Origin of the sequence: uncultured Rhodospira sp. (assembly GCF_937138205.1) — a bacterium.
In the GTDB taxonomy this organism is placed as follows: Bacteria; Pseudomonadota; Alphaproteobacteria; order Rhodospirillales; family Rhodospirillaceae; genus Rhodospira.
Window position 1 is genome coordinate 1 of record NZ_CAKZOT010000079.1, and the last position, 25,467, is coordinate 25,467.

The window sequence follows — 25,467 nt, forward strand, 5'->3', positions numbered from 1 at the left end:
CCCACCCGGCCCGTCCGGTGCCAGAGACGGGCCGGCCCGCCGGCTCCGGCCCTTGCGGGTTCGGGGCCGGCGTTCCATCCATACGGGGATGTGGGGATGGATATCAGGCGTACCGCTTGCCTTCCGGAACATCGGTGGCGTACGGCGTCGTGGTGTAGCGCATGTTGCGCCCGTCCATCTCCATCCGGGACAGACGGAAACCCGGCTCCTCCTTCGGACGGTTGACGATGAACGACAGCCGCACCGACTCCCAGCCGTGGGTCGAGTCAAAGGCCACGACGCGGATGTAGTAGTTGCCGTAGACCTTGCGGCACTCGGCCAGCTCGTACATCAGCGCCGCCGCGTCCGGATTGTCGAACATCGGGTGGCCCCACATCTCCCAGTAGGTGTTGCGGGGATGCGGGTCGTCGGTGAACTCCAGGCTGACGGCCCAGCCGTTGTCGATGCAGTACTGCACCTGCTTGCGGATCTGCTCGTCGGTCAGGTCGGGCAGGAAGGAAAAGGCCCCTTGGGTCACACGCATGATCTTGTCTCCAATTCTCTGATCCGGCAGCGTCCGTTAAACGGATGCGGTGGCCGTCGGCACGAAGTCCGGCGTGTCGGTGGACGTGTAGTTGAAGGTGACGTCCTTCCAGGTGTCGAGCGCGGCGCGCAGCGGGCTGCAGGACTTGGCCGCCTCGGCGAGAATGTCCGGCCCCTCATTGACGTAGTCGCGGCCTTCGTTGCGAGCCAGGATCATGGCCTCCAGGGCAACGCGGTTAGCCGTGGCGCCGGCCGCGATACCCATCGGGTGGCCGATGGTGCCGCCGCCGAACTGCAGCACGACGTCTTCGCCCAGCAGGTCGATCAGCTGGTGCATCTGGCCGGCGTGGATGCCGCCCGACGCAACCGGCATCAGCTTGTTGAGCGACGCCCAGTCCTGATCGAAGAACAGGCCGTGCTCCAGGCGCATCGGATTGAATTCCTCGCGGCAGATGTCGTAGTAGCCCTTGGTGGTGGCCGGGTCGCCCTCCAGCTTGCCGACCACGGTGCCGGCGTGGATGTGGTCGACGCCCGCTAGGCGCATCCACTTGGCGATGACGCGGAACGACACGCCGTGGCTCTTCTGCCGCGTGTAGGTCGAGTGACCGGCGCGGTGCAGGTGCAGGATCATGTCGTTCTTGCGCGCCCAGTTGGCCATGGACTGGATCGCCGTGTAGCCGATCACCAGGTCGATCATGATAATGACGGAGCCCAGTTCCTTGGCGAACTCGGCGCGCTCGTACATCTCTTCCATCGTGCCGGCGGTGACGTTCAGGTACGTGCCCTTTACCTCGCCGGTGGCCGCCTGCGCCTTGTTGACGGCTTCCATGCAGTACAGGAAGCGCTCGCGCCAGTGCATGAACGGCTGGCTGTTGATGTTCTCGTCGTCCTTGGTGAAGTCCAGGCCGCCCTTCAGCGCCTCGTAGACCACGCGGCCGTAATTGCGGCCCGACAGGCCCAGCTTCGGCTTGACGGTGGCGCCCAGCAGCGGCCGGCCGAACTTGTCCAGGCGCTCGCGCTCGACGACGATGCCCGTGGCCGGGCCCATGAACGTCTTCACGTAGGCCGTCGGCAGGCGCATGTCTTCCAGGCGCAGGGCCTTGAGCGGCTTGAAGCCGAACACGTTGCCGATGATCGAGGCCGTCAGGTTGGCGATCGAGCCGTTCTCGAACAGGTCCAGGTCATAGGCGATGTAGGCAAAATACTGGTCCGGTGCGTTCGGCACCTGGTCGACGCGGTAGGCCCGGGCGCGGTACTTCTCGCAGGCGGTCAGGCGATCGGTCCACACCACGGTCCAGGTGGCGGTGGAGCTTTCGCCGGCGACGGCGGCCGCGGCTTCCTCGGGATCCACGCCGTCCTGCGGGGTGATGCGGAAGAGGGCGATGACGTCCGTGTCCTTGGGCTCGTAGTCGGGGACCCAGTAGCCCATCTGCTTGTACTTCAGAACGCCAGCCTTGTACCGGTCGGCGCCCTGCACAACCTTGCTGTCATCACCGTCCATTGGTCGTCTCCTTCAGGTTCATGACATTCGCTGTTGGTTCGGGGATCGGAAACAGGTCCTATTGCTGGCGGATGCGCCGCGCGCGTTCCGCCAGACGATTGATCATCGGGGTCAGGATGAGCTGCATCGCCAGGTCCAGCTTGCCGCCGGGGATGACGATGGAATTGGCCCGCGACATCCAGCTGTCGTGGAGCATCGAGGTCAGATAGGAGAAGTCGATGCCGCGCGGGTTCTTGAAGCGGATCACCACCAGGGATTCATCCGCCGTCGGGATCCAGCGCGCGACGAAGGGGTTGGAGGTGTCCACAACCGGTACGCGCTGGAAATTGATGTCCGTTTCGGTGAACTGCGGGCAGATCACGTTGGTGTAGGAGTGCATTCGGCGCAGGATGACGTCCTGAACGGCCTCCGTCGAATAGCCTCGCGATGCCCGGTCCCGGTGGATCTTCTGGATCCATTCCAGGTTGATCACCGGCACGACGCCGATTTTCAGATCGCCGTACTGCGCGACGTTGAAGCCATCCTTGTTCACCGCGCCGTGCAGGCCCTCGTAGAACAAAAGGTCGCAGTCCTCGCCGATATCCTCCCACTCGGTGAACTTGCCGGGCTCGACGCCATACATCTCTGATTCCTGGGCGTCATGGACATAGTGGCGGGTGAAGGCCTTGCCGGTCTCGCTGAAGCGGCGAAAGGACTCCTCCAGGTCGGCGATCCGATTGGCGTCGAGGCTGAAGTGGCTGAAGGTGTGGTCGCCGGCCGCGTTGCGGCGTTCGACCTCGGCCTTCATGTCCATGCGGTCGTAGGCGTGGAAGGCATCGCCCTCAATCATGGCGGCGGTCACGCCCTCGCGGCGGAAGATCTGCTCGAAGGTGTGCTTGACCGTCGAGGTTCCCGCCCCGGACGACCCGACGACCGAGATGATGGGGTACTTCTGCGACATGTGGCCCTCTCCCTGCTCATGCTGTTCGGTCCGCGCGGTGCAGCCGGCGGTGTTGTGTCGTGATCGGTGTGAAAGGGTGCGGCTGGCGGCATCAACTCCGGAACAGGCCGCGTACGCCGAACAACGGCGCCTGATCGGGGATGAAGTCCGGACTCTCGTGATATCGCTGCACCTTCGCCACCTTCTTGCGCGAGCCGAAGACGAGGGGCGCGCGCGCGTGCAGGCTGCGGGGGACGGTATCGAGGATGCGGTTGGCTCCGTCCGTGGCGGCGCCGCCGCATTGCTCGGCGAGCATGGCGATGGGGGCGGCGTCGAACATGCGGGGCAGCGAGCCGGTTTCGTGCCCTGGGCGATGGTCGCGTGGACACAGGAAGATGCCGCCCTGCGTCAGGATGCGGTGCGTCTCTGGCACCAGGGCGCCCAGCCAGCGCATCCGAAAGTCCTTGTAGTGGGGTCCCTCGATACCCTCGAAACAGTCGTCGATGTAGGCCCGGACCGGCGATTCCCAGTGGCGGTAGTTGGCGGCGTTGATGGCGAAGGTGTCGGCGTCCTCTGGGGTGCGCAGTTCGGGATTGACCAGCACGAACGTGCTGGTCTGCGCGTCAAGCGTGAACACGGCCGCCCCTCGGCCCAGGGTGAGCACGAGCGTCGTGGAGGGGCCGTACATGCTGTAGCCGGCGGCCAGTTGCTCGCGGCCCGGCCGCAGGAAGGACGCCTCGGGCGAATCGGCGCGCCGGTAAACGGACACGATCGAGCCGCAGCAGGCGTTGACGTCCAGGTTCTCCAACCCGTTCATGGTATTGATGGCCATCGCCAGCGGGGCGGACGCGTCCAGGGTGAGCACGTCCTCGGTATGGCGGGAGGCGTAGTGGGCCACCGGCGCGGCCTGGGCCGCCTCAAGGGCGATGGCGTTGGCCCCGTCCTTGATCACAGTGCTGAGCGGGGCCTGTGGGTTCGATCCGGGCGCCAACGGACCCTGACGAACCAGACTGGCGATGCGCACCACGCCGTCGGCAAAGGCCGCCAGACCCTTCGCAAGGACTTCGCCGTCCTGCGTGCCGGTGGTCTGGCTCTCCAGCCACTGGCCGAGCGTCGCTCTGTCCGCCATGGATCGTGTCCTCCCCTCGTGTGCGCCCTTGGTGGGTTCGCCGAGCACCTTAGTCGGAGTGTGGGCAAAAAAGCGATTGAAACTTTTCTTCCCTCCCATAAAAATAATTTATGACTTTCGCCCGTGACGTGACGCTCCGCCAGCTGCGCGGCTTCGCCGAGGTGCTGCGCCGCGGCAGCGTGGCCGCCGCCGCCGAGCGCCTGAACCTGACCGCCCCGGCGGTGTCCACCCAGCTCAAGACGTTGGAGACGCTGGTGGGAGCGCCGGTGCTTGACCGCACCGGCGGCGCGTTGCGGCCGACGGAGGTCGGCGAAGAGCTGGTGCGCACCATGCGCCTGATCGAAACGGCACTGGCGCGGTGCGACGAACGCATCGCCCTGTTGCGCGCGGGTGCGGCCGGTCTCGTTCGGCTGGGCGTGGTCAGCACCGGCAAGTACTTCGCGCCCGGACTGGTGGCCCGCTTCAACCGGGCGAATCCGGGCATCACGCTGCACCTGACCATCGGCAACCGCGACGACATCGTCGAGGCCCTGGGGGCGCATGGCATCGATATGGCGGTGATGGGGCGTCCACCGGAAAGCCTGGAGGTCGTCGCCCGCCGCCTGGGACCGCATCCCTATGTCATGATCGCCCCGCCGGACCACCCGTTGGCGAATCGCCCAATGGTTGAGGCCGAGGCGTTGCTGTCGGAAACCTTTTTGGCGCGGGAGCTGGGGTCTGGTACGCGGACACTGATGATGCGCGAGCTGGACCAGTTGGGCGGCGGCCGGTCCTATCGGGTGGTCGAGATGGCTTCCAACGAGACCATCAAGCAGGCCGTCATGGCCGGTCTGGGCATCGCCATGCTGTCGGCGCACACGGTGCATACAGAGCTGGCCGAGGGCAAGCTGGTGGCGCTGGCGGTGCCCGGCCTGCCCGTCATGCGGCACTGGTTCCTGATTCACCTGGCCGACGAGGAGCCGTCGCCGGCGGCGACCGTCTTCCGAGACTTCGTGCTGAGCCTGGATGGGGCGTTCCTGCCGGGCGCGGCGGGGCAGGGGACGGAAAACAGAGCGTAACGCCGCAGTTTTGATATATTAATGGTAGAGCGGAAATTGGCAGACACATTTAAAGAAGTGACTTCCGCGCGATTGACGAAGTTCAAGGCCTTTGTTTATGCCTCGCCAATATATACGCCCGCACCTGTGCCCAAAATATGGTTCAATCTCCGCCCGAAGATTGAGCGGAGCACGCATCACGAAGGAATACGCTGTATGCGTGTACGTGTGGTGCGCAGGCTACATTTGTGTGTTTTTTTGCGGGCCTCAGTGGTTTGAGTGGAGGGGATCAGGACAATGGCAGGTGATGAGTCGAAGGAATTCGAGGAATTCAAGAAATATATTGACCTGACCGCAACGGACGTCGCTCTGGTAAGGGACTTCAGCGATCTGCTGCGCCCGCACCTGCCCACGATTCTGGATGATTTTTTCAAGGAAATGGAGCGGGTTCCACGCCTGCACAGGTTCGTGCCCAAGCATGAGGATCTCGAACGAGTCAAACAGATCGAGATCAAACACTGGCTGGAACTGTTCGACCATCCCCTCGACGCCAGTTTCATTGAGAAATCCAAACATGTCGGGATGGTTCACGCCCGGATCGGACTGGACGAACGGTGGTACATGGCCGCGTACGCAAAGGCCTTGGACCGGTTCTGCGCCGTCGTCGGCAAGCACAGGAAAGGCAAGAAAGCCACCGAGATGATCTCGGCCATTCAGAAGGTCGTGATGCTCGACATGGAACTCGCCCTGTCGGTTTACGGCCGCAGCGTCAAAGACATGGCGGTGGATCGCCACGGCCTGGGCGAAAGCATCGACAACATCCGCCACATGTCCAAGCTCACGGAAACGATCAACGACACCATGATCCGGCTCACGGCACTCGTGCGGGAGTCCAAAAACATCAATGACGCCAGCCAAAGTATCGCCACGGCGGCGGAGCAGATGACGGCGTCCGTCGATCAGATTGCCCAGTCCGGCGAACAGACGGCGGCCGACGCTCGCGACCTGGCCAGCACGGTCGAGGGTGGCCGGTCCAGCGCGGACGCTGCCGTGGCCCACATGCGCCAGATCACCGACGCCGTGGTCAACGCGGCGCAGCGGGTTGACGAGCTGCGCGCCGCCAGCGAAAAGATCGGCGAGATCCTCGTCTCCATCGATGCGATCGCCAAACAGACCAACCTGCTGGCGCTGAACGCGACGATCGAGGCGGCGCGCGCCGGTGAGGCCGGCAAGGGATTCGCCGTCGTGGCGGGCGAGGTGAAGTCGCTGGCCAACGAAACAGCCAGGGCGACGGAAGACATCCGCTCCCGGATCGAAACCCTTCAGGCGGACATGAATGCCATCGTCACCGCCATGGAAGAAAGCAGGGGGGCGGTGGAGGCCGGCCGCGAGGCCATCACCCGCACCGGACAAGACATGGCCACGGCGGCCGAACGCGTGGCGGGCGTGGTCCATCGCACCGACGACATATCCGGTATCCTGGGACAACAGGCCGAGGCGACGCGGGAGGTCGAGCATCGCATCACCGAAATCGCGGACAAGACCCGCTCCAGTAACGACTTGGTCGATGAAGTCTCCCGGTCAATCGGAGACGCCAACAAGATGGTGGCCGAGCGGGTCGATCACTGGATGCGCCAGGACTCACCCCTGTATATGCTGGAAAGCGCCAAGGTTGATCACATCCTGTTCCGCAAGGACATCATCGACACCGTCATGGGCTATCGCGACATGGGGCAGGCGTCGGTCCCGGACCACCACATGTGCCGGTTCGGGCAGTGGTACGATCGCCAGACCGATCCCGGGTTGACGGGTCACCCGGGCTGGCGGGCGATCGAGGAGCCGCATCGGCGGGTCCACGCGTCCGCCAAGGCTGTCCTGGACTCGCACCGCATGGGGGAATCGGAACAAACGTATGCTCTATTGCATGACCTGCAGCAGTCGAGCCGCGAAGTCATCGCCGCTCTTGAAAACATTTCGGCGGCTCTGCAGAGCGACATCGAGAAGACGATTCAGGATCTGTGATGGCGACCCAAGACGTGCCGGTCAGGCACGTCCTGCCAGGACACGAGGACATGTGCTGTGGTCGATGACCCTTCGATGACCCGGCGGCGGGCGCGCGTGCGCACTCGTGGTGTCCGTGGCGGGCAGGACGGCGTTCAGGGTCTCGCGTCAGTGGTGGGCGATGACGGGTTCGAACCGCCGACCCTCTCGGTGTAAACGAGATGCTCTTCCAGCTGAGCTAATCGCCCCGAAACCGCGCACTGGCGGGGTGCCGCGATTCGGTTGCCTGTCGACTCCTTGCGCTCCTCCGGGGGCCACAGCCGCCATGGGCAGGGGACGGACCATGGGGGCCAACGGGCCGAGACTGTGGGCCAAGAGTGTCCCCGGCGCGGGGTGGGCCGAGGCGCCGTCCGGGCCGCATTGGAGGAGACCACCGGACACGCCCCGACGGTGCTGTGTGCCACCGACCCGGTGGGGTCCTGACATGGTCAGATCGGTTGCGGATCCCGTCCCACAGCGGCACCCCTCGGGTGGCTCATCTCATCCGAATGCGCCTCAGTTCACGGCGTCCTTCAGGGCCTTGCCGGCCTTGAACTTGGGCTGCCGCGAGGCGGGAATGACGATCTTTTCACCGGTCCGAGGATTGCGGCCCTCGGATTCCGCCCGCTCCGACACCACGAACGTGCCGAAGCCGACGAGTCTGACCTCGGTCCCGTCCTTGAGGGCCTCGGTGATCGTCTCAAAGACGCTGTCGACCGCTTTCGTGGCGTCCGCCTTGGACAACTCTGCGTTCTCGGCAACGGCAGCGATGAGATCATTCTTGTTCACTGGCGAAACCCCCTTCATTTTTTGTAAATAACTGGTCGAAGTGAACCTCGACCGCGACAGGATCAAACAACCCGACAAAACCCTAGCCCGTCCGTTTTGCGGCCGTCAATGTGGGAAAACGGACGGTGGCGGTCTCAGTGCTTGGCGACCTGGATTGCCTCACTGTTACTGGCATGGTGGCGGATTGCAAGGGGAGAGGCGAGGGGCCGTCGCGTTTTTGGGGCGACGGTGTGGTCTCCGTGTCGCATGGCGCGGACAGAGCGCGCCGGCATCGGGCCAGTGGCCTTCGCGACCGGCCCGTGGTTCAGTGCGTCAGGATCGCGTTGTCCGCCGGGTCGGTCGCCCGACTGGATTTGCGCAGGTCCGCGTCGGCCGCCTCGGCGTCGGCCTCGGTCCACTCGATGGGTGTCAGGGGGTTGACCAGGGCATTGGCCAGGACCTCGTCCACCGTGGTCACCGGGACGATGGTCAGCCCCTTCTTGACGTTGTCGGGGATCTCGGCGAGGTCCTTTTCGTTTTCCTTGGGGATCAGCACGGTGGTCAGACCGCCGCGCAGCGCCGCCAGGAGTTTTTCCTTCAGCCCGCCGATCGGCAGCACGCGGCCGCGCAGCGTGATCTCGCCGGTCATGGCGATGTCGCGCCGGACGGGGATGCCGGTCAGCGCCGAGACCATCGACACGCACATGGCGATGCCGGCCGACGGACCGTCCTTCGGGGTGGACCCCTCCGGGACGTGGACGTGGATTTCGCGTTTCTCGAACAGCGTGGGGCGAATGCCGAACGTCACGGCGCGCGAACGGATGTAGGACCGCGCGGCCTGCACCGATTCCTTCATCACGTCGCCCAGGTGGCCGGTCAGGGTGATTCCGGCCTTGCCCGGCATGGTCAGGGCTTCGATCGACAACAACTCGCCGCCCACCTCGGTCCAGGCGAGACCCGTCGTCACCCCGATCAAGTCTTCCGCTTCCACCTCGCCGAACCGGTAGCGGCGCACGCCGGCATACTTTTCGAGCGTCCGCCGGCTGACGGCGACCTTCTTGCGCGATTTGCGCAGCAGAAGCTCCTTGGTGGCTTTGCGGGTCAGGCTCGCCAGTTCGCGTTCCAGATTGCGGACCCCGGCCTCGCGCGTGTAGTAGCGAATCAGGTCCCGCAGGGCGTCTTGGGAGATCGACCACTCGCCCTTGCGCAGGCCGTGCGCCTTCATCTGTTTGGGGATCAGGTGGCGGGTGGCGATGCCGACTTTTTCGTCCTCGGTGTAGCCGGACAGGCGGATGATCTCCAACCGGTCAAGCAGCGGCTGCGGCATCCGCAGGCTGTTGGCCGTGGTGACGAACAGCACGTCGGACAGGTCGTAATCGACCTCCAGGTAGTGGTCGTTAAAGGTGTGGTTCTGTTCCGGGTCCAACACCTCCAGCAGGGCGGAGGAGGGGTCGCCACGCCAGTCGTTGCCCAGCTTGTCCACCTCGTCGAGTAGGAACAACGGGTTGGAGGACTTGGCCTTCTTCATGCCCTGGATGATCTTGCCCGGCATGGAGCCGATGTACGTGCGCCGATGGCCCCGGATCTCGGATTCGTCGCGCACGCCGCCCAGGGACATCCGCACGAAGTTGCGGCCGGTGGCGCGGGCGATCGACTTGCCGAGCGAGGTCTTGCCGACGCCGGGCGGCCCGACGAGGCACAGGATCGGCCCCTTCAGCTTCGCGGCGCGCAACTGGACGGCAAGGTATTCCAGGATGCGATCCTTGACCTTTTCGAGCCCATGGTGGTCGGCGTTGAGGATGCGTTCGGCCTCGCGCAGGTCGCGCTTGACGCGCGAGCGCTTCTGCCAGGGGATGGACACCATCCAATCGAGGTAGTTGCGGACCACCGTGGCCTCGGCGGACATCGGGCTCATGTTGCGGAGCTTCTTCAACTCCGCCGTGGCCTTTTCGCGCGCTTCCTTGGACAGGCGGACCTTCGCGATCTTCTCTTCGAGTTCCTGGAGCTCGTCGCGTCCGTCCTCGTTCTCGCCGAGTTCCTTCTGGATCGCCTTGAGCTGCTCGTTGAGGTAGTATTCGCGTTGCGTCTTTTCCATTTGGCGCTTGACGCGCCCGCGAATCTTCTTTTCCACCTGCAGGACGCCGATTTCGGACTCCATGAACGCGTACAGGCGCTCCAGCCGTTCGGCGACGGAGGCGATCTCAAGCACTTCCTGCTTGTCCGGGATCCGCAGGGCGAGGTGGGAGGCGACCGTGTCGGCCAGCTTGGCCGGGTCCTCGATCTGATTGACCGAAACCAGCACCTCGGGCGGGATCTTCTTGTTCAGCTTGACGTACTGTTCGAACTGGCCGACCACGGAGCGCTGCAGCGCCTCCACCTCCTTGGTGTCGACGGCGTCGTCGTCCAGCAGGTTCGCGTATGCCTCGAAAAACTGCTCGTTGTCCGTATAGCGGTCAATTCGTGCGCGGCGGCTGCCCTCGACCAGGACCTTCACCGTGCCGTCGGGCAGGCGCAACAACTGGAGCACCGTGCTGACGGTGCCGACGTCGTAGATGTCCTCCGGCCCGGGATCGTCCTGCGACGCGTTTTTTTGCGCCACGAGCAGGATTTCCTTGTCGTCCGCCATGACGTTTTCCAGGGCGCGGACGGACTTTTCCCGCCCAACGAACAGGGGGACGATCATGTGCGGGAAGACGACGATATCCCGCAGGGGAAGAACCGGATAGGTGTTTGTCGGGCTGGTGTCCACGTGTTGACCTCGTCTGGGTGCCTGATCCCGTCTGGCCGCGAGGGGGAGGCGTCACGTCGCGATTCGCCCACCTGACCAAGGACCTTTATCTCGCGCCACTGATGTGGGCCAGTGTGCGCACACGATCAAGACGGTTTAATGTCGCACGTCTCGCCAGAGTCCGCGCTTGGACCCGCAAAAAACAAACGGGGTCGCGATCTTGGGCGACCCCGTGCCGCATGAGTTCCACCGCGAAACGACCTCAGGCGGAACTGCCGATATCTTCGCGGCGGTCCGCGTAGATGAACAGAGGCTTCGCCCGGCCCTCGGAGACCTCGCGGTTCACCACCACCTCGCTGACCCCTTCCATGCCCGGAAGGTCGAACATGGTCTCCAGCAGGATTCCTTCCATGATGGACCGCAGCCCGCGGGCGCCGGTCTTGCGCGCGATGGCCTTCTTGGCAATCGCCTCAAGGGCATCCTCGGCGAAGGTGAGTTGGGTGTTCTCCATCTCGAACAGGCGCTGGTACTGCTTGACCAGGGCGTTCTTTGGCTTGGTGAGGATCTCGATCAGGGCGTCCTCGTCCAGGTCGTCCAGCGTCGCCAGCACCGGCAGGCGGCCGACGAATTCCGGAATGAGGCCGTACTTCAACAGATCTTCGGGCTCCACCTGGCGCAGGATCTCGCCGGTGCGTTTTTCCTCGGGCGCGCGCACGTCGGCGCCAAAACCGATGGACGTGCCGCGACCCCGCTGGGCGATGATCTTGTCCAGGCCGGCAAAGGCGCCGCCGCAGATGAACAGGATGTTGGTCGTGTCCACCTGCAGGAATTCCTGCTGCGGGTGCTTGCGCCCGCCCTGGGGCGGCACCGAGGCGACGGTGCCTTCCATGATCTTCAGCAACGCCTGTTGCACGCCCTCGCCAGAGACGTCGCGGGTGATCGACGGGTTGTCGGATTTGCGCGAGATCTTGTCGATCTCGTCGATGTAGACGATGCCGCGTTGCGCCCGTTCGACGTTGTAGTCGGAGGCCTGCAGGAGCTTCAGGATGATGTTCTCGACGTCCTCACCGACGTAGCCCGCCTCGGTCAACGTGGTGGCATCGGCCATGGTGAACGGGACATCCAGGATGCGCGCCAAGGTCTGGGCAAGCAGGGTCTTGCCGCACCCGGTCGGCCCCATAAGCAGGATATTGGACTTCGCCAGTTCGACGTCGCTGTTCTTGCCGCCCTGGCTGAGCCGCTTGTAATGATTGTGCACCGCCACAGACAGCACGCGCTTGGCGTGCGGCTGTCCGATCACATAATCGTCAAGGACAGACAGAATGTCGCGCGGCGTGGGCACCCCGTCCCGGGACTTGACCAGTTGGGTCTTGTTCTCTTCCCGGATGATGTCCATGCAGAGTTCGACGCATTCGTCGCAGATGAACACGGTCGGCCCGGCGATGAGCTTACGCACTTCATGCTGGCTCTTTCCGCAGAACGAGCAGTACAACGTGTTCTTGGAATCTCCGCCAGCAGACTTACTCATAACCACTCCACTCCCGCGCGCCGCCCCACCGAACAGGGTTTCCTGAAGCCCTCGGGCCAACGCGTCCGACAATCGCACCCGGATCGAGGAACGGGGACCGATGCGAGACACTCGCTTTTCGTCGCGCCGTCATACTACTCGTCGACCCTCCACGCGCACAATGCCAAAAAAAACCCGATCGTGGCGGTTGGGTCGAGCCTGTAGCCCATCAGGTGGGCGAATCGCCGCCAGACTCATCGTCAGGCAACCGGCGCGTGGTGACCACCTCGTCGATCAGGCCGAAGTCGAGCGCCTCCTCGGGCGGCATGAACTTGTCGCGCTCCATGGCCTGCTGCACCACCTCCAGCGGCTGCCCCGTGTGGTGGCAAAAGATATTGTTGAGCCGTTCGCGGATGGCCAGGATTTCCCGCGCGTGGATCTCGATGTCGGTCGCCTGTCCCTGGAACCCGCCCGACGGCTGATGGACCATGATGCGGGAATTCGGCAAGGCGAAGCGCTTGCCGGCGGCGCCCGCGGTCAACAGCAGCGAGCCCATGGACGCGGCCTGGCCCAGGCAGACGGTCGAGACGTCGCTGCGGATGTAGTTCATGGTGTCATAGATGCCGAGACCCGAGGTCACCACACCACCCGGGGAGTTGATGTAGAAGGCGATGTCCTTGGTCGGGTTTTCCGATTCCAGGAACAGCAACTGGGCCGACACCAAGCTGGCGACGACATCGTTGACGGGACCCGTCAGGAAGATGATGCGTTCTTTCAGCAGGCGGGAATAGATGTCATATGAACGCTCGCCGCGATTGGTCTGTTCGACCACCATCGGCACCAGCGTGTTGGCGTACACCTCCATCGGATCACGGTCGCTCATCGGGGTCTCTCGTACTAGGGGATCTCAGGGACAATCTGACTCTGGCCAATCAGGGACCGCGCCTAACCTAGGGAGCACGGCGCGCCCTGTCGACCCCATCGACCGGAGGAGGGGCGGGCGCGCCGTGCGCCCGTCATGACCCGTCGGTCTCGGCCGAGGCCGTCTCCGCCTCGGCGGGTTCGGGGTTCATCAACTCGTCCGGCGTCACCGTGCGCTCGGTCACCTGCGCGAGTTCGAGGATATAGTCCACGACCTTGTTTTCGAAGATCGGCGGCCGCAGTTCTTCCATGGCCTGCGGGTTCTGGCGGTAGTAGTTCAGGACCGCCTGTTCGTGCCCCGGGTACGACCGCACCTGTTCGGCGAGTGCCTGGTTCATGTCGTCCTGGGTGACGGCAATGCCGTTGTCCTCGCCCACCTTGGCCAGGAGCAGCCCCAGCCGCACGCGGCGTTCGGCGATCGTGCGGTACTCGGCGCGCAACTCGTCTTCGGACTTGGCCTTGTCGTCGTCCTCGAGCTGATCGCGCTCCTTGGCCTCCATGAGCTGCTTCCAGATGGTGTCGAACTCGACATCCACGAGCCCCTCGGGAATCGGATGCGTGAACTTCTCGGCCAGCCGGTCGAGCAGGCGGCGCTTGGTCCGTTCGCGGCTGGCCCGCTGGTATTCCTGGGCGATCTGGTCGCGGATCGCCTGGCGCAGGTCGTCGAGCGTCTCGCGTCCGTACATCTTCGCGAGGTCGTCGTCGATGGGCACAGCGGCCGGTTGGCGCAGTTCCTTGACGGTGACGTCGAATGTGACTTCCTGGCCGGCCAGATCCTCGGCCCCGTAATCCTGGGGGAAGGTGACCGTGACGACCTTTTCCTCGCCGGCGCGGGCGCCGATCAGCTCATCCTCGAACCCGGGAATGAACGTATTGGAGCCCAGTTCCAGGGCGTAGTCCTCGGCCGCGCCGCCGGTAAACGGCTCGCCGTCCTTCTTGCCGAGGAAGTCGATGACGACGACGTCGCCGCTGGCCGCCGGGCGGTCCTCGGTCACCGGTTCGGACGAGCGCCGGGCGTTGGCCAAGCGTTCGAGGGCATTGTCCACGGCCTCGTCGCCGATCTCGGCGACGTCACGTTCGACGACGATGTCGGAGAAGTCGGGCGTGCCGATGTCCGGCAGCAACTCGACGGCAATGGTCAGGCTCAGTTCGCCCTCGGGCTCGTAGTCCGAGACCTCCACCTTCGGCTGCAGGGCCGGGCGCAGGTCGTGATCCTTGACGACGCTGTCGACCGCCTCTTGCGCGGCCTGCTCAAGCACCTCGCCCATGATATGGCCGCCGAAACGCTTCTTCAGCAGCGACATGGGCACCTTGCCGGGACGGAAACCGGGAATTCGTACCTGTGAGCTGACCTCGGTCAGGCGTGCTTCCGCCTTTTCGTTCAAGGTGTCGGCGGGCACGACGACCTTGAACTCGCGTTTCAGGTCTTCGGTGAGGGTCTCCGTGACTTGCATGGCGTCTTCCGGCACGAGTGAAATGAAAAGGCAAGGCGCAAGCGGGTGGACGCAAAAACCTGCGCCCTGGTTGGAAAACGCCGCGCCGTCGAATCGGGCATGGTGCGGGCGAAGGGACTTGAACCCCCACGGCTGAAAGCCACCAGAACCTAAATCTGGCGTGTCTACCAATTCCACCACGCCCGCAGCGCGGCTGGCGGGGCCGTGACCTGGAGTGACTCATAGACAATCGGTCGACCCCAGGGCAATACCCGTTTTGCAGCGAACCTCCGGGGCGATCATCGGTGGGCTTGTCCCCTGCTTGCTGCGATACCATGTGGGTGCGGGGAGCAAACGGTCGTCGAGCCTGCCTCGGCGACTGAGAGAGACGTGTGAGCGGACCGCAACGCAAGACGGCGAAGGCTCCTCACGCCATGACATTCGAAATGGACCGCGTGGAACGCCTGTCGTTCCTTCAGGTTGACGGTGGTCTGCAGCCGCTCCTGGAGGAAGCACGACGGGTCCTCGAACCACATATGGACGAGATCCTTGAGGATTTCTACGAACTCATAAAGGGAACACCCGGAACCGCCAGGATATTCGACTCGCCCGCGCGCATGACCCATGCGCGGGAAATGCAAAAGAAACACTGGATGGAAAACGTCTTCAGTGGGCGGTTCGATGACGTTTACATGCAAAACGCCGACCGCATCGGGCGCACCCATGAGAGGGTCGGGCTCGAACCACGGTGGTATCTGGCCGGCTATTCCTTCGTCATCACCCGCATCATCACACTGTTCTCCAGGGCCTACCGGAAGGACCCCAAGAAGGGCGCGGAGGTGATGGGCGCCGTCATTCGGGCGTTGTTCCTCGACATGGATATCGCCATTTCCGTCTATATCCGGACGGCGCGGGAACGCGCCGCCAGCGTCCTGGACAGCCACGCCACCCGCTTCGAACAGGATGTTCAGGGGATGGTGGAGATCGTCGCGTCGGCGGCGACCGAGCTTCAGAACACCGCCGCGTCCATGACCAACACCGCGACGGCGACCTCGACTCAGGCGAAGGTCGTGGCGGGGGCGGCCCAAACGGCCTCGGTGAACGTTCAGACCGTGGCCTCGGCGACCGAGCAGCTTCACAGTTCGATCCAGGAGATCTCGCGACAGGTGACGGAATCGACCCGGATATCGGCGGCGGCGGTGGAGGAGGCGACACGCACCAACGCGATGGTGCAATCGCTGGCCCAGGCGGCCGACAAGATCGGTGTCGTCGTCAAACTGATCAACGATATCGCCAGCCAGACCAACCTCTTGGCGTTGAACGCCACGATCGAGGCGGCGCGTGCTGGAGAGGCCGGCAAGGGTTTCGCCGTGGTGGCCAACGAGGTCAAAAGCCTCGCCAACCAGACCGCCCGGGCCACCGAGGATATCAGCAAGCAGGTCAGCACGGTGCAAGGCGCGACCCGGGACGCCGTGACCGCCATCGAGGGCATCGGCCGCACCATCGCCGGAATCAGCGAGATCACGTCGGCCATCGCCGCGGCCGTCGAACAACAAGGTGCGGCGACGCGTGAGATTTCCCGCAATGTGCAGGAGGCGAGTGTTGCGACCACCGCGGTCTCGACGAACGTCGGCGACGTGACGGATGCCGCCACCGAAACCGGGCATTCGGCGCAGGAGGTGCTGGAGGCGGCCGGGGCGCTGTCGACCGAGGCCGAACGGCTCACGAGTAAGGTCGACGCTTTCCTGTCCGAAATCAGGGGCACCATGGCCTGACGGGTCGGCGGGGCGGGGTGATTAGGACGAACGGGGGGCTGGAGCACAGCGTCCGGACATGTAACAATCAATTGCTTCCATAGGGCGGACCCCGCCCTCCGACCGGACGAGAGAGACCATGGAACTGACCGCCGCCATTGAAACCATTGGCGAGCCGGGGACGTTCGTCCTCGGCGGAGTGCTGATCGGCCTGTTGTTCGGCGTGTTCGCGCAGCGCAGCCGGTTCTGTCTGCGGGCGGCGGTGGTCGAGTTCGCGCGCGGTTCGGTCGGACCGAAGATGGCCGTTTGGCTGATGGCCTTTTCTGCGGCCGTCCTGAGCACCCAGGCGCTGGTGTGGTGGGGCACGCTTGATGTCTCGGAGGCCCGCCAACTGGCCTCCGCCGGCAGCCTGTCGGGGGCCATCATCGGCGGCCTTGTGTTCGGCGCCGGCATGATCCTGACACGCGGCTGTCCCGGCCGTCTGCTGGTGCTGGCCGCCAATGGCAACCTGCGCGCCCTGTCGTCCGGTTTGATCTTCGCGGTCGCCGCCCAGGCCTCGCTTCATGGCGCGCTGGCGCCGGCGCGGGATCACCTGGCCGGCCTGTGGGTTGTGAAGGCGCCCTCGGACCTGAACGTGTTGACGAGCCTCGGACTCGGCAGCGCGGCCGGCATGGTGCTGGCGACGGTCCTGCTGGCGTGCGGCGTCTTCGTCGCGGTCCGCAACCGGCTGCCGGCGTGGGCCTGGATCGGTGGTCTGGGGGTGGGGGTGGCCATTGCCCTCGGCTGGCTGTTCACCTACAGCCTCTCCTACCAGGCGTTTGAGCCGGTGGGCGTGAAAAGTCTCAGCTTCACAGGGCCATCTGCGGATACCTTGATGCTGTTTCTGAATCCGTCCGACCAAGCCATGGATTTCAATATCGGCATGGTGCCGGGGGTGTTTCTGGGCTCCTATCTGGCGGCCCTGATCTACCGGGACCTGAAGCTGGAAGGGTTCACCGGCGGCTATGCCATGCGGCGCTATATCGTTGGCGCCGTGCTGATGGGCTTCGGCGGAATGCTGGCCGGGGGATGCGCCGTGGGCGCCGGGGTGACCGGTGGCGCCGTCTTTGCGCTGACGGCCTGGACCGCGCTGTTCTTCATGTGGGTGGGCGCGGCGCTGACCGACCTTGTCGTCGACCGCTGGGGCTTGGTGTTCCGGGACGATGCCGCCGCCGTGGAGAACGCCGACGCCGTTCTTCAGGCGCGGCGCGGCTGGTGGTTCCTGCCGGTGTGGCTGCGCCCGCGCGGGGCGGCCGAGTGATCCCGAACTACCCTGACTTGCAGGGCGGCGGCTCCGACTGATCGACGCGCACCAGATCCTCGACGGGGAAGCCGAAATCGCGGGCCATGCGCATCAGGTCCTTGCGCTGCTCGTCGGGCATGTTCGGTGATCTGGAGAGGATCCACAGGTATCCCCGCGTCGGGCCGCTGGCCAGCGCCCACTGGTAGTTTTCCTTATCGAGCGCGATGATGTGCAGGCCACCCGCGATGGGGGAGCCGAGCGTCACCTTGAAGCTGGCGACGTCGGGGCCCTCGCGGAAGCGGGCCGTGCCGGTGATGCTCGACCAGGCACAGCGGCGCGGATTCCAGCCGCGATTGTGCACCGACACCGTCCCGTCGTCGCGCAACCCGTAGGTGGCCCGCACGTTGGTCATGCCGCGTTCAAAGCTATGATCCAGGCGCATGATCGCGTACCACGTGCCGGCGAAGCGCGTGACGTCGAAGTCCCGCACGGCCGACAGACCCGACGGCAGCCCGGTACAGCCGGCGAGCGCGAACAGCCCGGCCAGCAGGGTCAGGGGGCGGAAACGGGGCAGGCGGGGGCCGGCCGCGGTGCGGTCGCTCATCGTGGGTCCTCCTATACGACATATATGGTGCCGATCTCAGACTCGCGCCGGGTCGGACACCAGATCGGGCAGTCCGTCGAGGCTGTCCAACTCGGCGATGGGACAGCCCGGCAACCGCTCCGAGGGGGCGTTGCGCCGGTTCACCCAGACGGTGCGGTAGCCGAAGCAGGCCGCCCCGGCCACGTCCCACCCGTTGGAGGATACGAACACCAGCCGGCTTGGATCGGTGCCAAAGCGGGTGCAGCCCAGCATGTAGGCGGCGGCGGCCGGCTTGTACACCTTGACCGTGTCCACCGACAGGATGTCGTCCAACAGGCCCGTCAGCCCGGCGCTGTCGCTGGCCGCGTGCAGCATGTCGGGCGAGCCGTTGGACAGGATGGCCGTGGCGATGCCGTGGCCCCGCAACGCCGCCAGCACGTCGGGGACCTCCGGATACGGATCCAACGTCATGTACAGGTCCATCAGGCGTTCGCGCAGGTCCGGCGACAGCGCCAGGCCCAGCGTCGCCCCCGCGTGGTCCAGGGCCTCGGCGGTGACCGTGCGAAAGTCGGCGTAGCGATCCATCAGGCTGCGCAGCCACGTGTATTCGATCTGGCAGGTGCGCCAGACGCTGGCCAGGTCTTCCCAGGCCGGGCCGATCTCGTCGCTCAGGTGGCGCGCGGCGGCCGCGACGTCGAACAGGGTGCCGTAGGCGTCGAACAGGCAGGCGGTAACGGGGAGGGGGGACGTGGATTCGGACACGGGCGAACTCTCCCGGGTGACACGAACGCGGGCGGATCAGCGCAAAAGGTCGTCGCTCAGGGTGGTGCGCGCCGACGATTGGCCGAGGCGGTGGCGGTAGACCTGGGTGCCTTCCAGCACCCGCTGGACATAATTGCGGGTCTCGGAAAAGGAGATCATCTCGATCCAGTCGACGACTTCCGCAACGTCCATGCGGCGCGGGTCGCCGTTCTCCTGCATCCAGCGCCGCGAGCGGCCGGGGCCGGCGTTGTACCCGGCGATGGCAAGGACATACGAGCCCCGGAACTGGTCCAGCAACGACGCGAAGTAGGCCGTGCCGAGCCGGGTGTTGTGGGCCGGATCATTGACCAGACGCAGTCGCGACGACGTTTCGCCCAGGCGCTGGGCCACCCGCGCGGCGGTGCGGGGCATCAATTGCATCAGGCCGCGCGCGCCGGCGCGGCTCACGGCCTCGGTGTTGAAGTTGCTCTCCTGGCGGATCAGCGAGAGCATCAGGGCGGGCTCGGGCCGTTGGCCGGTGGGCGGATGTAGGTTCAACCCCTGCAGAACATCGGCGGGCGTCGGATAGGCGATCTCCAGCAGGTCGGTCCCGTTCAGGGCCGCCCGGCGGGCGAAGAACACCGCCATGTCGGGCCGGTCGGTGCCGGCCACGAACTCGCCGGCCAGCCGCCGGAAGCCCGGCGTGGCCGGGTCGTCGTTCAGGGCCAGAACGAAGGGCAGGGCCATGTCCATGCGCCCGGCCGACTCCATCAGCGCGATCACCTGTGCGCGCTCGTCTTGGGCGAAGCGGGCGCGGTCGGCCTCGCTCACATTGGGGGCCGCGCCCAGGTGATCGGCGAGCCGCTCGCCCAGGTCCTCGATCGCCAGTTGTCCGTAGAAGGTCTCGGCGTGCTTGGCGGCGCGGCGGTACCATGTGGCGGCCTGCTCCCTCTGGCCCAGCGCCGCCGCCGCCCGCCCGGCCCAGTAGGCGCCGCGCGACAGGCTTTGCGGGTACGAGACACCGCCGTACAGGGTCTCGAAATGGGTCAGGGCCTTGGCCGGCTCGTCCAGGAATCGCAAGGCGATCCACCCGGCCGTCCACTCGCCGACGGCGAACGCCAGGCCCTCGTCGTGGCCGTGGTTGGCGAACAGACGGTAGGCGCGGGTGACTTCGCCCCGCTGCAGGGACTCGCGGCCGAGCAGGGCGCGTTCCCGCGCCCAGGCGTCCGGCCGGCCCTGGTTGGCCGCGGGATGGAACAGCATCTCAACGGCGCGGTCATGGAGGTTGTGCTTGCGCCGCCAGACGAGGCGGTCGTAGACGAGGCCCGGATCGTCGCGCAGGTCGGCCGGCACCCGGGCGATGGCCGCGTCGACACCCGAGGCGCGGCGGATCAGCGCGATCCTTGCGTTCGCGAGCGCCTGATAACCGCTGTCCAGCCGGGGAATGGTGCGTTGCGCCTCGGTGATGCGCTCGTCCCACAGAAGATCAGAGACACGGTGGGCATGGTCCTCGCGGCGCAGCATGTCGCCGAAGGCGCGCAGGAACGAGCGCTCCTCGCTGGTGGAGAACCGCCCCTCGACCCAGGCCGTGCGCGCGGCTTCTGTCGTGGCCTTCGTCTGTCCCGTGGCCCGCAGGGCGTGGGCGCGGGCGACAAGGCCGTCGGTGGTCAGGGGCGGATGGCGGTCGAACCAGGCCAGCAGCCGGCGCGGATCCTCGCGGCCGGTCAGCGCCCGTTCGGCGGCGCGACGCAGAGTGTACTGGTGCGGCCAGTCGGGATTGGCGTCGATGAAGGCGGCGATGGTCTCAAAGGTACCGAGTCCCTCTTTCAGCCGTGCCCACTGCACCAGCTTGCGCGCCACCGGATCGTGCAGGCGGGCCACAAGCGCCAGCGCCGCGTCGTAGTTGCGGTCGTCAAGAGCATCCAGGGCAGCCTGGAACGGGCCGGTCTGGGACCGGGCGGCGGGGGCCGTGGCCACGGACCAGAGGGCAAGCGCGAGCAGAACCGCGACGAGTCCCCGCGCGAGGGATCGCGACGCCGTCGTTCGGTGGGCGCGGGCCAGGGTGACGGTCATGACTCGGCTCCTTCGGCTCTGGCGCGTGGGGGCCAGGGGTCATACTCGCGTTGCAGGTGTCTGATCCGTTTCCGGCGCACGCCGGCCGGTCGCCCATACAAATACACCGTTTGGCGGCCGGGTGAGAGAGCGGGATGGGTCAAGAGAACCGGATCGGATGTCGCATGGGGTCTGGCGGTCGCACGGCCATGTATGGGCCGAGCCCGTGCCCCAGCGCGCATCCTGAGGCCGTTGCCGGCCGAGGGCAAGGCCGAGCCCGGGCGGTGACGGAGGCCGGGGAAATTCTTGTTCGTGCAATGGACTGTGATACAAAAGGAAGGTCCCGCTGCGGGGGTGTGATCTTCCTGCCAGAAATCACGCCGCCTCGCCCCGTGGCGGGACCACCGCCTTTCGCCTCCAGCCGGTTCGCGACCGGCCAAGAGTGCCCCCAAGAGTTCTCAGGAGAGACAGAGCAATGTTCAAGGGCTCGCTGACCGCCCTCGTGACCCCGTTTTCCGCCAGCGGCGGCGTTGACGAGACCGCCTTCCAGTCGTTCGCCGATTGGCAGATCGAGCAGGGGACCCAGGGCCTCATCCCCGTCGGAACCACCGGCGAATCGCCGACCCTGACCCATGACGAGCACAAACGCGTGGTGGACCTGTGCGTCGAGGCGGCGGCCGGACGCGTGCCGGTCATCGCCGGCTCGGGCTCGAACTCGACACACGAGGCGATCGACTTCACCCGGCACGCCAAGCAAAGCGGCGCCGACGCCGCGCTGGTGGTGACACCCTACTACAACAAGCCGACGCAGGAAGGCCTCTACCAGCACTTCAAGGCGATCCACGATGCCGTTGATCTGCCGATCATTATCTACAACATTCCCGGCCGCTGCGTGATCGACATGAGTGTCGAGACGATGGCGCGGCTGGCCCAGTTGCCGAACATCGTCGGCGTCAAGGACGCCACCAACGATCTGGTGCGGCCGCTGGCCACTCGTCTGGCCATCGGCGAGGACTTCTGCCTGCTGTCGGGCGAGGACGCCACCATTGCCGCGTTCCTGGCGCAGGGTGGGCACGGCTGCATCTCGGTCACCGCCAACGTGGCGCCGGCCGAATGCGCGGCCCTGCACAAGGCGTGGGCGGACGGTGATCTGGCGACCTTCGCCGCGTTGCGCGACCGCCTGTTGCCGCTGCACGCCGCGCTCTTCGTGGAAACGAGCCCGGGGCCGGTGAAATACGCCGTCTCCCTGCTCGGCAAATGCCAGGCCCACACGCGCCTGCCGCTGGTGCCGATCAAGGAGACGACCTGCGTGGCCGTTGAGGCCGCCATGCGCAAGGTGGGCGTGCTCGCCTGACCCTCGCCCCACGCATTGCTGATGCGCGCCGCCTTGCGAGGGGCGGCGCGTCGCGCCTATATGGGCCGGATCATGGCACAGAAGAAAACCAACAAGGGATCGGGTCTCATCTCCACCGGGCGGGTGTCGGAAAACCGGCGCGCGCGGCATGACTATGCCATCGGCGAGACCTTCGAGGCGGGACTCGTGCTGCAAGGCACCGAGGTCAAGTCGCTGCGCCAGGGGCGCGCCAACCTCACCGAGTCCTATGCCGGGGGCAAGGACGAGGACCTGTACCTGTTCAACTGCCACATTCCGGAATACGGCAACGCCAAGCATTTCGGGCACGAGCCAAGGCGGCCCCGCAAGTTGCTGATGCACAAGCGGGAGATTCGCAAAGTCCTGGGGGCCGTCAGCCGCAAGGGCATGACCCTGGTTCCCCTGAACCTGTATTTCAACAATCGGGGCATCGCCAAGGTGCAACTCGGCCTGGGTCAGGGCAAGACCAAGGTCGACAAGCGGGAAAGCACCAAGGAGCGCGACTGGAACCGCCAGAAACAGCGCCTGCTGCGCGAGAAAGGGTAGGGTCCGGCGTGTTCAGCGATCCATCGCGCCGGCTGATCCGTAGTCTGGATACCAGACACCACAACACGGCAGGGGGCCCGATGCAGACGCCAGCGCGTTCGGGAGATCAACCGATGGCTTTTCGCGGCGAGGCACGACGACAGCGTTCCGCGCGACCTGGACAGAAAGGCGCCTGGGCGGCGGCCATGACGACTCTCGGCCTGACGTCCCGGGGCGGGCCTGAGACCACGCCCGACACGACCACCGCCCACACGTTCGACTTCACGTCGATCGATGGCCATCCCCTGCCGCTGAGCCGGTTCGCGGGCCAGACCCTTCTGGTGGTCAACACCGCCTCACAGTGCGGATTCACATGCCAGTACGCGGGCCTTCAGGAGCTGTGGGAGTCGTACCGCGACCGTGGCCTTGTTGTGCTCGGTGTGCCGTCGGACGACTTCGGGGGGCAGGAACCGGGCGATGAAACCCAGATCCGGGAGTTCTCGGCCAGCCGGTACAACGTGACGTTTCCGCTGACGGTGAAGACCCGAGTCACCGGGAACGAGGCGCATCCGTTCTATCGCTGGGCGCGGGCGCAAGTCGGGCTCCTGGGGTCGCCGAAGTGGAACTTCCACAAGTACCTGATCGGACCGGACGGCCGGCTCGTCACCTGGTTCTCGTCCATCACGGGTCCCAATGCCGGGCGACTGGTGGCGGCGGTCGACGACCTGTTGCCAGAGTGGTCCGACTGAGGCCGACGGCGCACGCGGCACGATCGCGGGCCGAACGCGCGCAAATCCCACAAATCTGCTATCCTTCGCCGGACGCGTGACCCTCTCCGCGGCAATGTCTGTCGTCTTCGCACTGCTTTTCCCGCCAAGCTGGGGAGTTCAGCCTCGGCAGTAAGGTGCCTCGTCATTGCGAGCCCTCGTCGTAAGACGAGGGTGAAGCAATCCAGAGCATTGAACACAAATATCCGCTCTGGATTGCTTCGTCGCTACGCTCCTCGCAATGACGAGACAGAGCAAAAAGTGCGAATCGGATAGGCGGCCAGGGGAGGGGCGCCTGGGAAAAGCACTGGCAACGGACGGCCCCATGGAACGAAAACTTGAAAAGGTCCTTTACCACAGCCGATGGCTTCTTGTGCCGATGTACATCGGACTGGCGCTTCTGCTTCTTATTCTCACCATCACGTTTCTGGTTGAGCTGACCCGTCTTGTGCCGCTGGCGCTCGAACTGTCGGAAAAGGACGTGATCCTCGCGACCTTGTCGCTGATCGACCTGACGCTGGTCGGCAGCCTGGTGGTGATGGTCATCATCAGTGGATACGAGAATTTTGTCTCGCGGATCGAAATCGCCGAAAAGGATGACAATCTTGCCTGGGTGGGCAAGCTGGACGCCGGAACACTAAAGCTGAAAGTGGCCTCGTCCATTGTCGCGATTTCGTCGGTCCACCTTTTGAAAGCATTCATGAATGTGGAAGAGATCGATAACGACAAGCTGCTGTGGCTTGTCATCATTCACATGACGTTTGTCCTGTCGGCGCTTTTCATGGCCGTGATCGAGCGGTTCATGATGGCGGAAACAGCGCCTGCGAGCAAAGGCAACCACGAGTCCACGTCTGGGTGATCGCGGGTCGTGCGTCGTGCCTGTTTACGGGCGCGCGCCGATCACACCAGCGCCGCGCCGCCCGCTCCCGGCCCGGGCCTGGGCGGTGGCGCCATGTGCGGCGGCATCTCCTCCGGCACGAAGCACAGGGCGTAGTCCTCGCACACCTCGCAGTTCGGCGCCTTGCACAGCAGCACGCCGTCCCGTTCGCACAGGGTGCGATAGAAGAACTTCTTCCACCGCATCCCGGGGTTCCGCGCGGCCAGGGGCGCGAAATGGCGTTCCATCAGGCGACCGAGATGGGCGCGGCTGGGCAGGCCCATGTCCTCCCACAGGTGCGCCCCGCCGAGCGACCGGCGTGTGATGATCCTGGCCAGCCAGCGGGCCATGGTGGGGTCGCCGCCCGGTGTTCGGCCTTCGAAAAGCAGCGCCCGCAGGTCCGGCTCTTCCGGCTCGTCCGCCTGCGGACCACGCCACGGCGGATGCACGTCCAGCAGGCCCAGCGCATGGGGGAACAGGGTTTCCATCAGCAGGCGCAGGTCCGTCAGCGAGAGGGCCAGCGTGTCGGTGAGCAACCGGTCCGGTGGCGCGAAGCCGGAGGCGATGGCGCAGGCCAACACATTGCGGTCAAAGGGATCCCCCGTCCCGCCGGACAAGAGCATGGCATGAAGACTGTCGGACATGGTCCCCTCTCCTTTGCGCGTGGCCGGCGCCGCCGCCCCCACTCAACGGGGTTACGCGGCGTCCTCGACGGGGGCGTGGGCCTGCGCGCCGGTGCCGCATACCGTGGCGCACGATCCGCAGCCGACGCAATCCCCGCCTTTCGAGACGACGGAGACCTTGCGCACGATCTCCTCGTCCTCGTCAAAGGGATCGCACATCTCGTCGTCCTCGTTGATGCCCCGGAGCTCGATGACGTCGCGGGCGCAGACCTTCACGCAGCGGCCGCAGCCGATGCACACGTCCGGATCGATGGACTGGATGTAGGAGGGAACCCAGGGGCTGCCGTCCTGGGTGACGAGGGTGCGAACGGCCATGACGTATCCTT

22 protein-coding genes and 2 tRNA genes are annotated in these 25,467 nt (G+C 65.4%); 8 read left to right on the forward strand and 16 right to left on the reverse strand.

Annotated features, from left to right (window positions below):
- Positions 1-103 precede the first annotated feature (103 nt).
- The 4 genes from Q0309_RS10630 to Q0309_RS10645 all read right to left on the reverse strand — a co-directional run bounded on the left by Q0309_RS10630 (position 104) and on the right by Q0309_RS10645 (position 4,071).
- Positions 104-523, reverse strand: coding sequence for a ribulose bisphosphate carboxylase small subunit (locus tag Q0309_RS10630; protein ID WP_299440393.1), 420 nt, complete (start codon positions 521-523; stop codon positions 104-106).
- A 36-nt stretch (positions 524-559) separates the two neighbouring features.
- Positions 560-2,023 (reverse strand): form I ribulose bisphosphate carboxylase large subunit, encoded by a 1,464-nt coding sequence (locus Q0309_RS10635; RefSeq protein WP_299440394.1) that lies wholly within the window; start codon positions 2,021-2,023, stop codon positions 560-562.
- A 58-nt stretch (positions 2,024-2,081) separates the two neighbouring features.
- Positions 2,082-2,963 (reverse strand): phosphoribulokinase, encoded by an 882-nt coding sequence (locus Q0309_RS10640; RefSeq protein WP_299440395.1) that lies wholly within the window; start codon positions 2,961-2,963, stop codon positions 2,082-2,084.
- 91 nt (positions 2,964-3,054) lie between these two features.
- Positions 3,055-4,071 carry a class 1 fructose-bisphosphatase gene (locus Q0309_RS10645; protein WP_299440397.1) on the reverse strand — a complete coding sequence of 339 codons (1,017 nt, stop codon included), beginning with the start codon at positions 4,069-4,071 and terminating at the stop codon, positions 3,055-3,057.
- Positions 4,072-4,199: 128 nt separating this feature from the next.
- Here Q0309_RS10645 and Q0309_RS10650 point away from each other — a divergent pair, with 128 nt between their 5' ends.
- Entirely contained in the window at positions 4,200-5,129 is a 930-nt protein-coding gene (locus Q0309_RS10650; RefSeq protein WP_299440399.1) for a LysR family transcriptional regulator, read from the forward strand.
- Positions 5,130-5,405: 276 nt separating this feature from the next.
- Entirely contained in the window at positions 5,406-7,130 is a 1,725-nt protein-coding gene (locus tag Q0309_RS10655) for a methyl-accepting chemotaxis protein (RefSeq protein ID WP_299440401.1), read from the forward strand.
- Positions 7,131-7,281: 151 nt separating this feature from the next.
- On the opposite strand, the gene Q0309_RS10660 is transcribed toward Q0309_RS10655, so the two are convergent.
- The 7 genes from Q0309_RS10660 to Q0309_RS10690 form a co-directional block, all read right to left on the reverse strand.
- Positions 7,282-7,357: transfer RNA gene (locus Q0309_RS10660), tRNA-Val, on the reverse strand.
- Positions 7,358-7,664: 307 nt separating this feature from the next.
- Positions 7,665-7,937 (reverse strand): HU family DNA-binding protein, encoded by a 273-nt coding sequence (locus Q0309_RS10665; RefSeq protein ID WP_366940591.1) that lies wholly within the window; start codon positions 7,935-7,937, stop codon positions 7,665-7,667.
- A 304-nt stretch (positions 7,938-8,241) separates the two neighbouring features.
- Positions 8,242-10,665: an endopeptidase La gene (lon, locus tag Q0309_RS10670; protein ID WP_299440403.1), complete on the reverse strand. Its 2,424-nt coding sequence runs from the start codon at positions 10,663-10,665 to the stop codon at positions 8,242-8,244.
- 241 nt (positions 10,666-10,906) lie between these two features.
- Positions 10,907-12,172: an ATP-dependent Clp protease ATP-binding subunit ClpX gene (gene clpX, locus Q0309_RS10675; RefSeq protein ID WP_299440405.1), complete on the reverse strand. Its 1,266-nt coding sequence runs from the start codon at positions 12,170-12,172 to the stop codon at positions 10,907-10,909.
- A gap of 208 nt (positions 12,173-12,380) precedes the next feature.
- Positions 12,381-13,034, reverse strand: a complete 654-nt coding sequence (gene clpP, locus Q0309_RS10680; RefSeq protein WP_299440407.1) for an ATP-dependent Clp endopeptidase proteolytic subunit ClpP — start codon at positions 13,032-13,034, stop codon at positions 12,381-12,383.
- A gap of 133 nt (positions 13,035-13,167) precedes the next feature.
- Entirely contained in the window at positions 13,168-14,526 is a 1,359-nt protein-coding gene (gene tig, locus Q0309_RS10685; RefSeq protein ID WP_299440409.1) for a trigger factor, read from the reverse strand.
- A gap of 100 nt (positions 14,527-14,626) precedes the next feature.
- Positions 14,627-14,712 (reverse strand) — tRNA-Leu (locus tag Q0309_RS10690).
- 227 nt (positions 14,713-14,939) lie between these two features.
- On the opposite strand from Q0309_RS10690, the gene Q0309_RS10695 reads away from it, so the two are divergent.
- Positions 14,940-16,280, forward strand: a complete 1,341-nt coding sequence (locus tag Q0309_RS10695; protein WP_299440412.1) for a globin-coupled sensor protein — start codon at positions 14,940-14,942, stop codon at positions 16,278-16,280.
- Between the two features lie 118 nt (positions 16,281-16,398).
- On the forward strand, positions 16,399-17,559 hold the full coding sequence (locus tag Q0309_RS10700) for a YeeE/YedE family protein (protein WP_299440414.1): 1,161 nt from the start codon (positions 16,399-16,401) through the stop codon (positions 17,557-17,559).
- Positions 17,560-17,566: 7 nt separating this feature from the next.
- On the opposite strand, the gene Q0309_RS10705 is transcribed toward Q0309_RS10700, so the two are convergent.
- Genes Q0309_RS10705 through Q0309_RS10715 form a run of 3 tightly spaced genes read right to left on the reverse strand, consistent with a single transcriptional unit; the run spans position 17,567 to position 20,938 of the window.
- Positions 17,567-18,145, reverse strand: coding sequence for a lipocalin family protein (locus tag Q0309_RS10705; protein WP_299440416.1), 579 nt, complete (start codon positions 18,143-18,145; stop codon positions 17,567-17,569).
- A 36-nt stretch (positions 18,146-18,181) separates the two neighbouring features.
- Positions 18,182-18,886 carry a haloacid dehalogenase type II gene (locus tag Q0309_RS10710; protein WP_299440418.1) on the reverse strand — a complete coding sequence of 235 codons (705 nt, stop codon included), beginning with the start codon at positions 18,884-18,886 and terminating at the stop codon, positions 18,182-18,184.
- A gap of 36 nt (positions 18,887-18,922) precedes the next feature.
- Entirely contained in the window at positions 18,923-20,938 is a 2,016-nt protein-coding gene (locus Q0309_RS10715) for a lytic transglycosylase domain-containing protein (protein WP_299440420.1), read from the reverse strand.
- Between the two features lie 454 nt (positions 20,939-21,392).
- Between Q0309_RS10715 and dapA the strand changes: the two genes are divergently transcribed.
- The 4 genes from dapA (at position 21,393) to Q0309_RS10735 (ending at position 24,440) form a co-directional block, all read left to right on the forward strand.
- On the forward strand, positions 21,393-22,271 hold the full coding sequence (gene dapA, locus Q0309_RS10720) for a 4-hydroxy-tetrahydrodipicolinate synthase (RefSeq protein WP_299440422.1): 879 nt from the start codon (positions 21,393-21,395) through the stop codon (positions 22,269-22,271).
- Positions 22,272-22,343: 72 nt separating this feature from the next.
- Complete coding sequence (gene smpB, locus Q0309_RS10725; RefSeq protein WP_299440424.1) at positions 22,344-22,835, forward strand: SsrA-binding protein SmpB; 492 nt, start codon at positions 22,344-22,346, stop codon at positions 22,833-22,835.
- Between the two features lie 185 nt (positions 22,836-23,020).
- Positions 23,021-23,563, forward strand: a complete 543-nt coding sequence (locus Q0309_RS10730; RefSeq protein ID WP_299440426.1) for a glutathione peroxidase — start codon at positions 23,021-23,023, stop codon at positions 23,561-23,563.
- Positions 23,564-23,906: 343 nt separating this feature from the next.
- Positions 23,907-24,440 carry a TIGR00645 family protein gene (locus Q0309_RS10735; protein ID WP_299440428.1) on the forward strand — a complete coding sequence of 178 codons (534 nt, stop codon included), beginning with the start codon at positions 23,907-23,909 and terminating at the stop codon, positions 24,438-24,440.
- Between the two features lie 41 nt (positions 24,441-24,481).
- On the opposite strand, the gene Q0309_RS10740 is transcribed toward Q0309_RS10735, so the two are convergent.
- Complete coding sequence (locus Q0309_RS10740; protein WP_299440430.1) at positions 24,482-25,102, reverse strand: nitrogen fixation protein NifQ; 621 nt, start codon at positions 25,100-25,102, stop codon at positions 24,482-24,484.
- A gap of 51 nt (positions 25,103-25,153) precedes the next feature.
- Positions 25,154-25,456, reverse strand: coding sequence for a ferredoxin III, nif-specific (gene fdxB, locus Q0309_RS10745; protein WP_299440432.1), 303 nt, complete (start codon positions 25,454-25,456; stop codon positions 25,154-25,156).
- Between the last annotated feature and the right edge of the window lie 11 nt (positions 25,457-25,467).

Bases quoted from the DNA above. Each gene is read 5' to 3' on its own strand.
- dapA (WP_299440422.1), top strand. From the start codon at position 21,393: ATGTTCAAGGGCTCGCTGACCGCCCTCGTGACCCCGTTTTCCGCCAGC.
- Q0309_RS10730 (WP_299440426.1), top strand. From the start codon at position 23,021: ATGACGACTCTCGGCCTGACGTCCCGGGGCGGGCCTGAGACCACGCCC.
- Q0309_RS10655 (WP_299440401.1), top strand. From the start codon at position 5,406: ATGGCAGGTGATGAGTCGAAGGAATTCGAGGAATTCAAGAAATATATT.
- clpX (WP_299440405.1), bottom strand. From the start codon at position 12,172: ATGAGTAAGTCTGCTGGCGGAGATTCCAAGAACACGTTGTACTGCTCG.
- Q0309_RS10740 (WP_299440430.1), bottom strand. From the start codon at position 25,102: ATGTCCGACAGTCTTCATGCCATGCTCTTGTCCGGCGGGACGGGGGAT.
- Q0309_RS10640 (WP_299440395.1), bottom strand. From the start codon at position 2,963: ATGTCGCAGAAGTACCCCATCATCTCGGTCGTCGGGTCGTCCGGGGCG.
- Q0309_RS10700 (WP_299440414.1), top strand. From the start codon at position 16,399: ATGGAACTGACCGCCGCCATTGAAACCATTGGCGAGCCGGGGACGTTC.
- Q0309_RS10635 (WP_299440394.1), bottom strand. From the start codon at position 2,023: ATGGACGGTGATGACAGCAAGGTTGTGCAGGGCGCCGACCGGTACAAG.
- fdxB (WP_299440432.1), bottom strand. From the start codon at position 25,456: ATGGCCGTTCGCACCCTCGTCACCCAGGACGGCAGCCCCTGGGTTCCC.
- Q0309_RS10735 (WP_299440428.1), top strand. From the start codon at position 23,907: ATGGAACGAAAACTTGAAAAGGTCCTTTACCACAGCCGATGGCTTCTT.
- Q0309_RS10630 (WP_299440393.1), bottom strand. From the start codon at position 523: ATGCGTGTGACCCAAGGGGCCTTTTCCTTCCTGCCCGACCTGACCGAC.
- Q0309_RS10695 (WP_299440412.1), top strand. From the start codon at position 14,940: ATGACATTCGAAATGGACCGCGTGGAACGCCTGTCGTTCCTTCAGGTT.
- tig (WP_299440409.1), bottom strand. From the start codon at position 14,526: ATGCAAGTCACGGAGACCCTCACCGAAGACCTGAAACGCGAGTTCAAG.
- smpB (WP_299440424.1), top strand. From the start codon at position 22,344: ATGGCACAGAAGAAAACCAACAAGGGATCGGGTCTCATCTCCACCGGG.
- Q0309_RS10645 (WP_299440397.1), bottom strand. From the start codon at position 4,071: ATGGCGGACAGAGCGACGCTCGGCCAGTGGCTGGAGAGCCAGACCACC.
- Q0309_RS10715 (WP_299440420.1), bottom strand. From the start codon at position 20,938: ATGACCGTCACCCTGGCCCGCGCCCACCGAACGACGGCGTCGCGATCC.
- clpP (WP_299440407.1), bottom strand. From the start codon at position 13,034: ATGAGCGACCGTGATCCGATGGAGGTGTACGCCAACACGCTGGTGCCG.
- Q0309_RS10705 (WP_299440416.1), bottom strand. From the start codon at position 18,145: ATGAGCGACCGCACCGCGGCCGGCCCCCGCCTGCCCCGTTTCCGCCCC.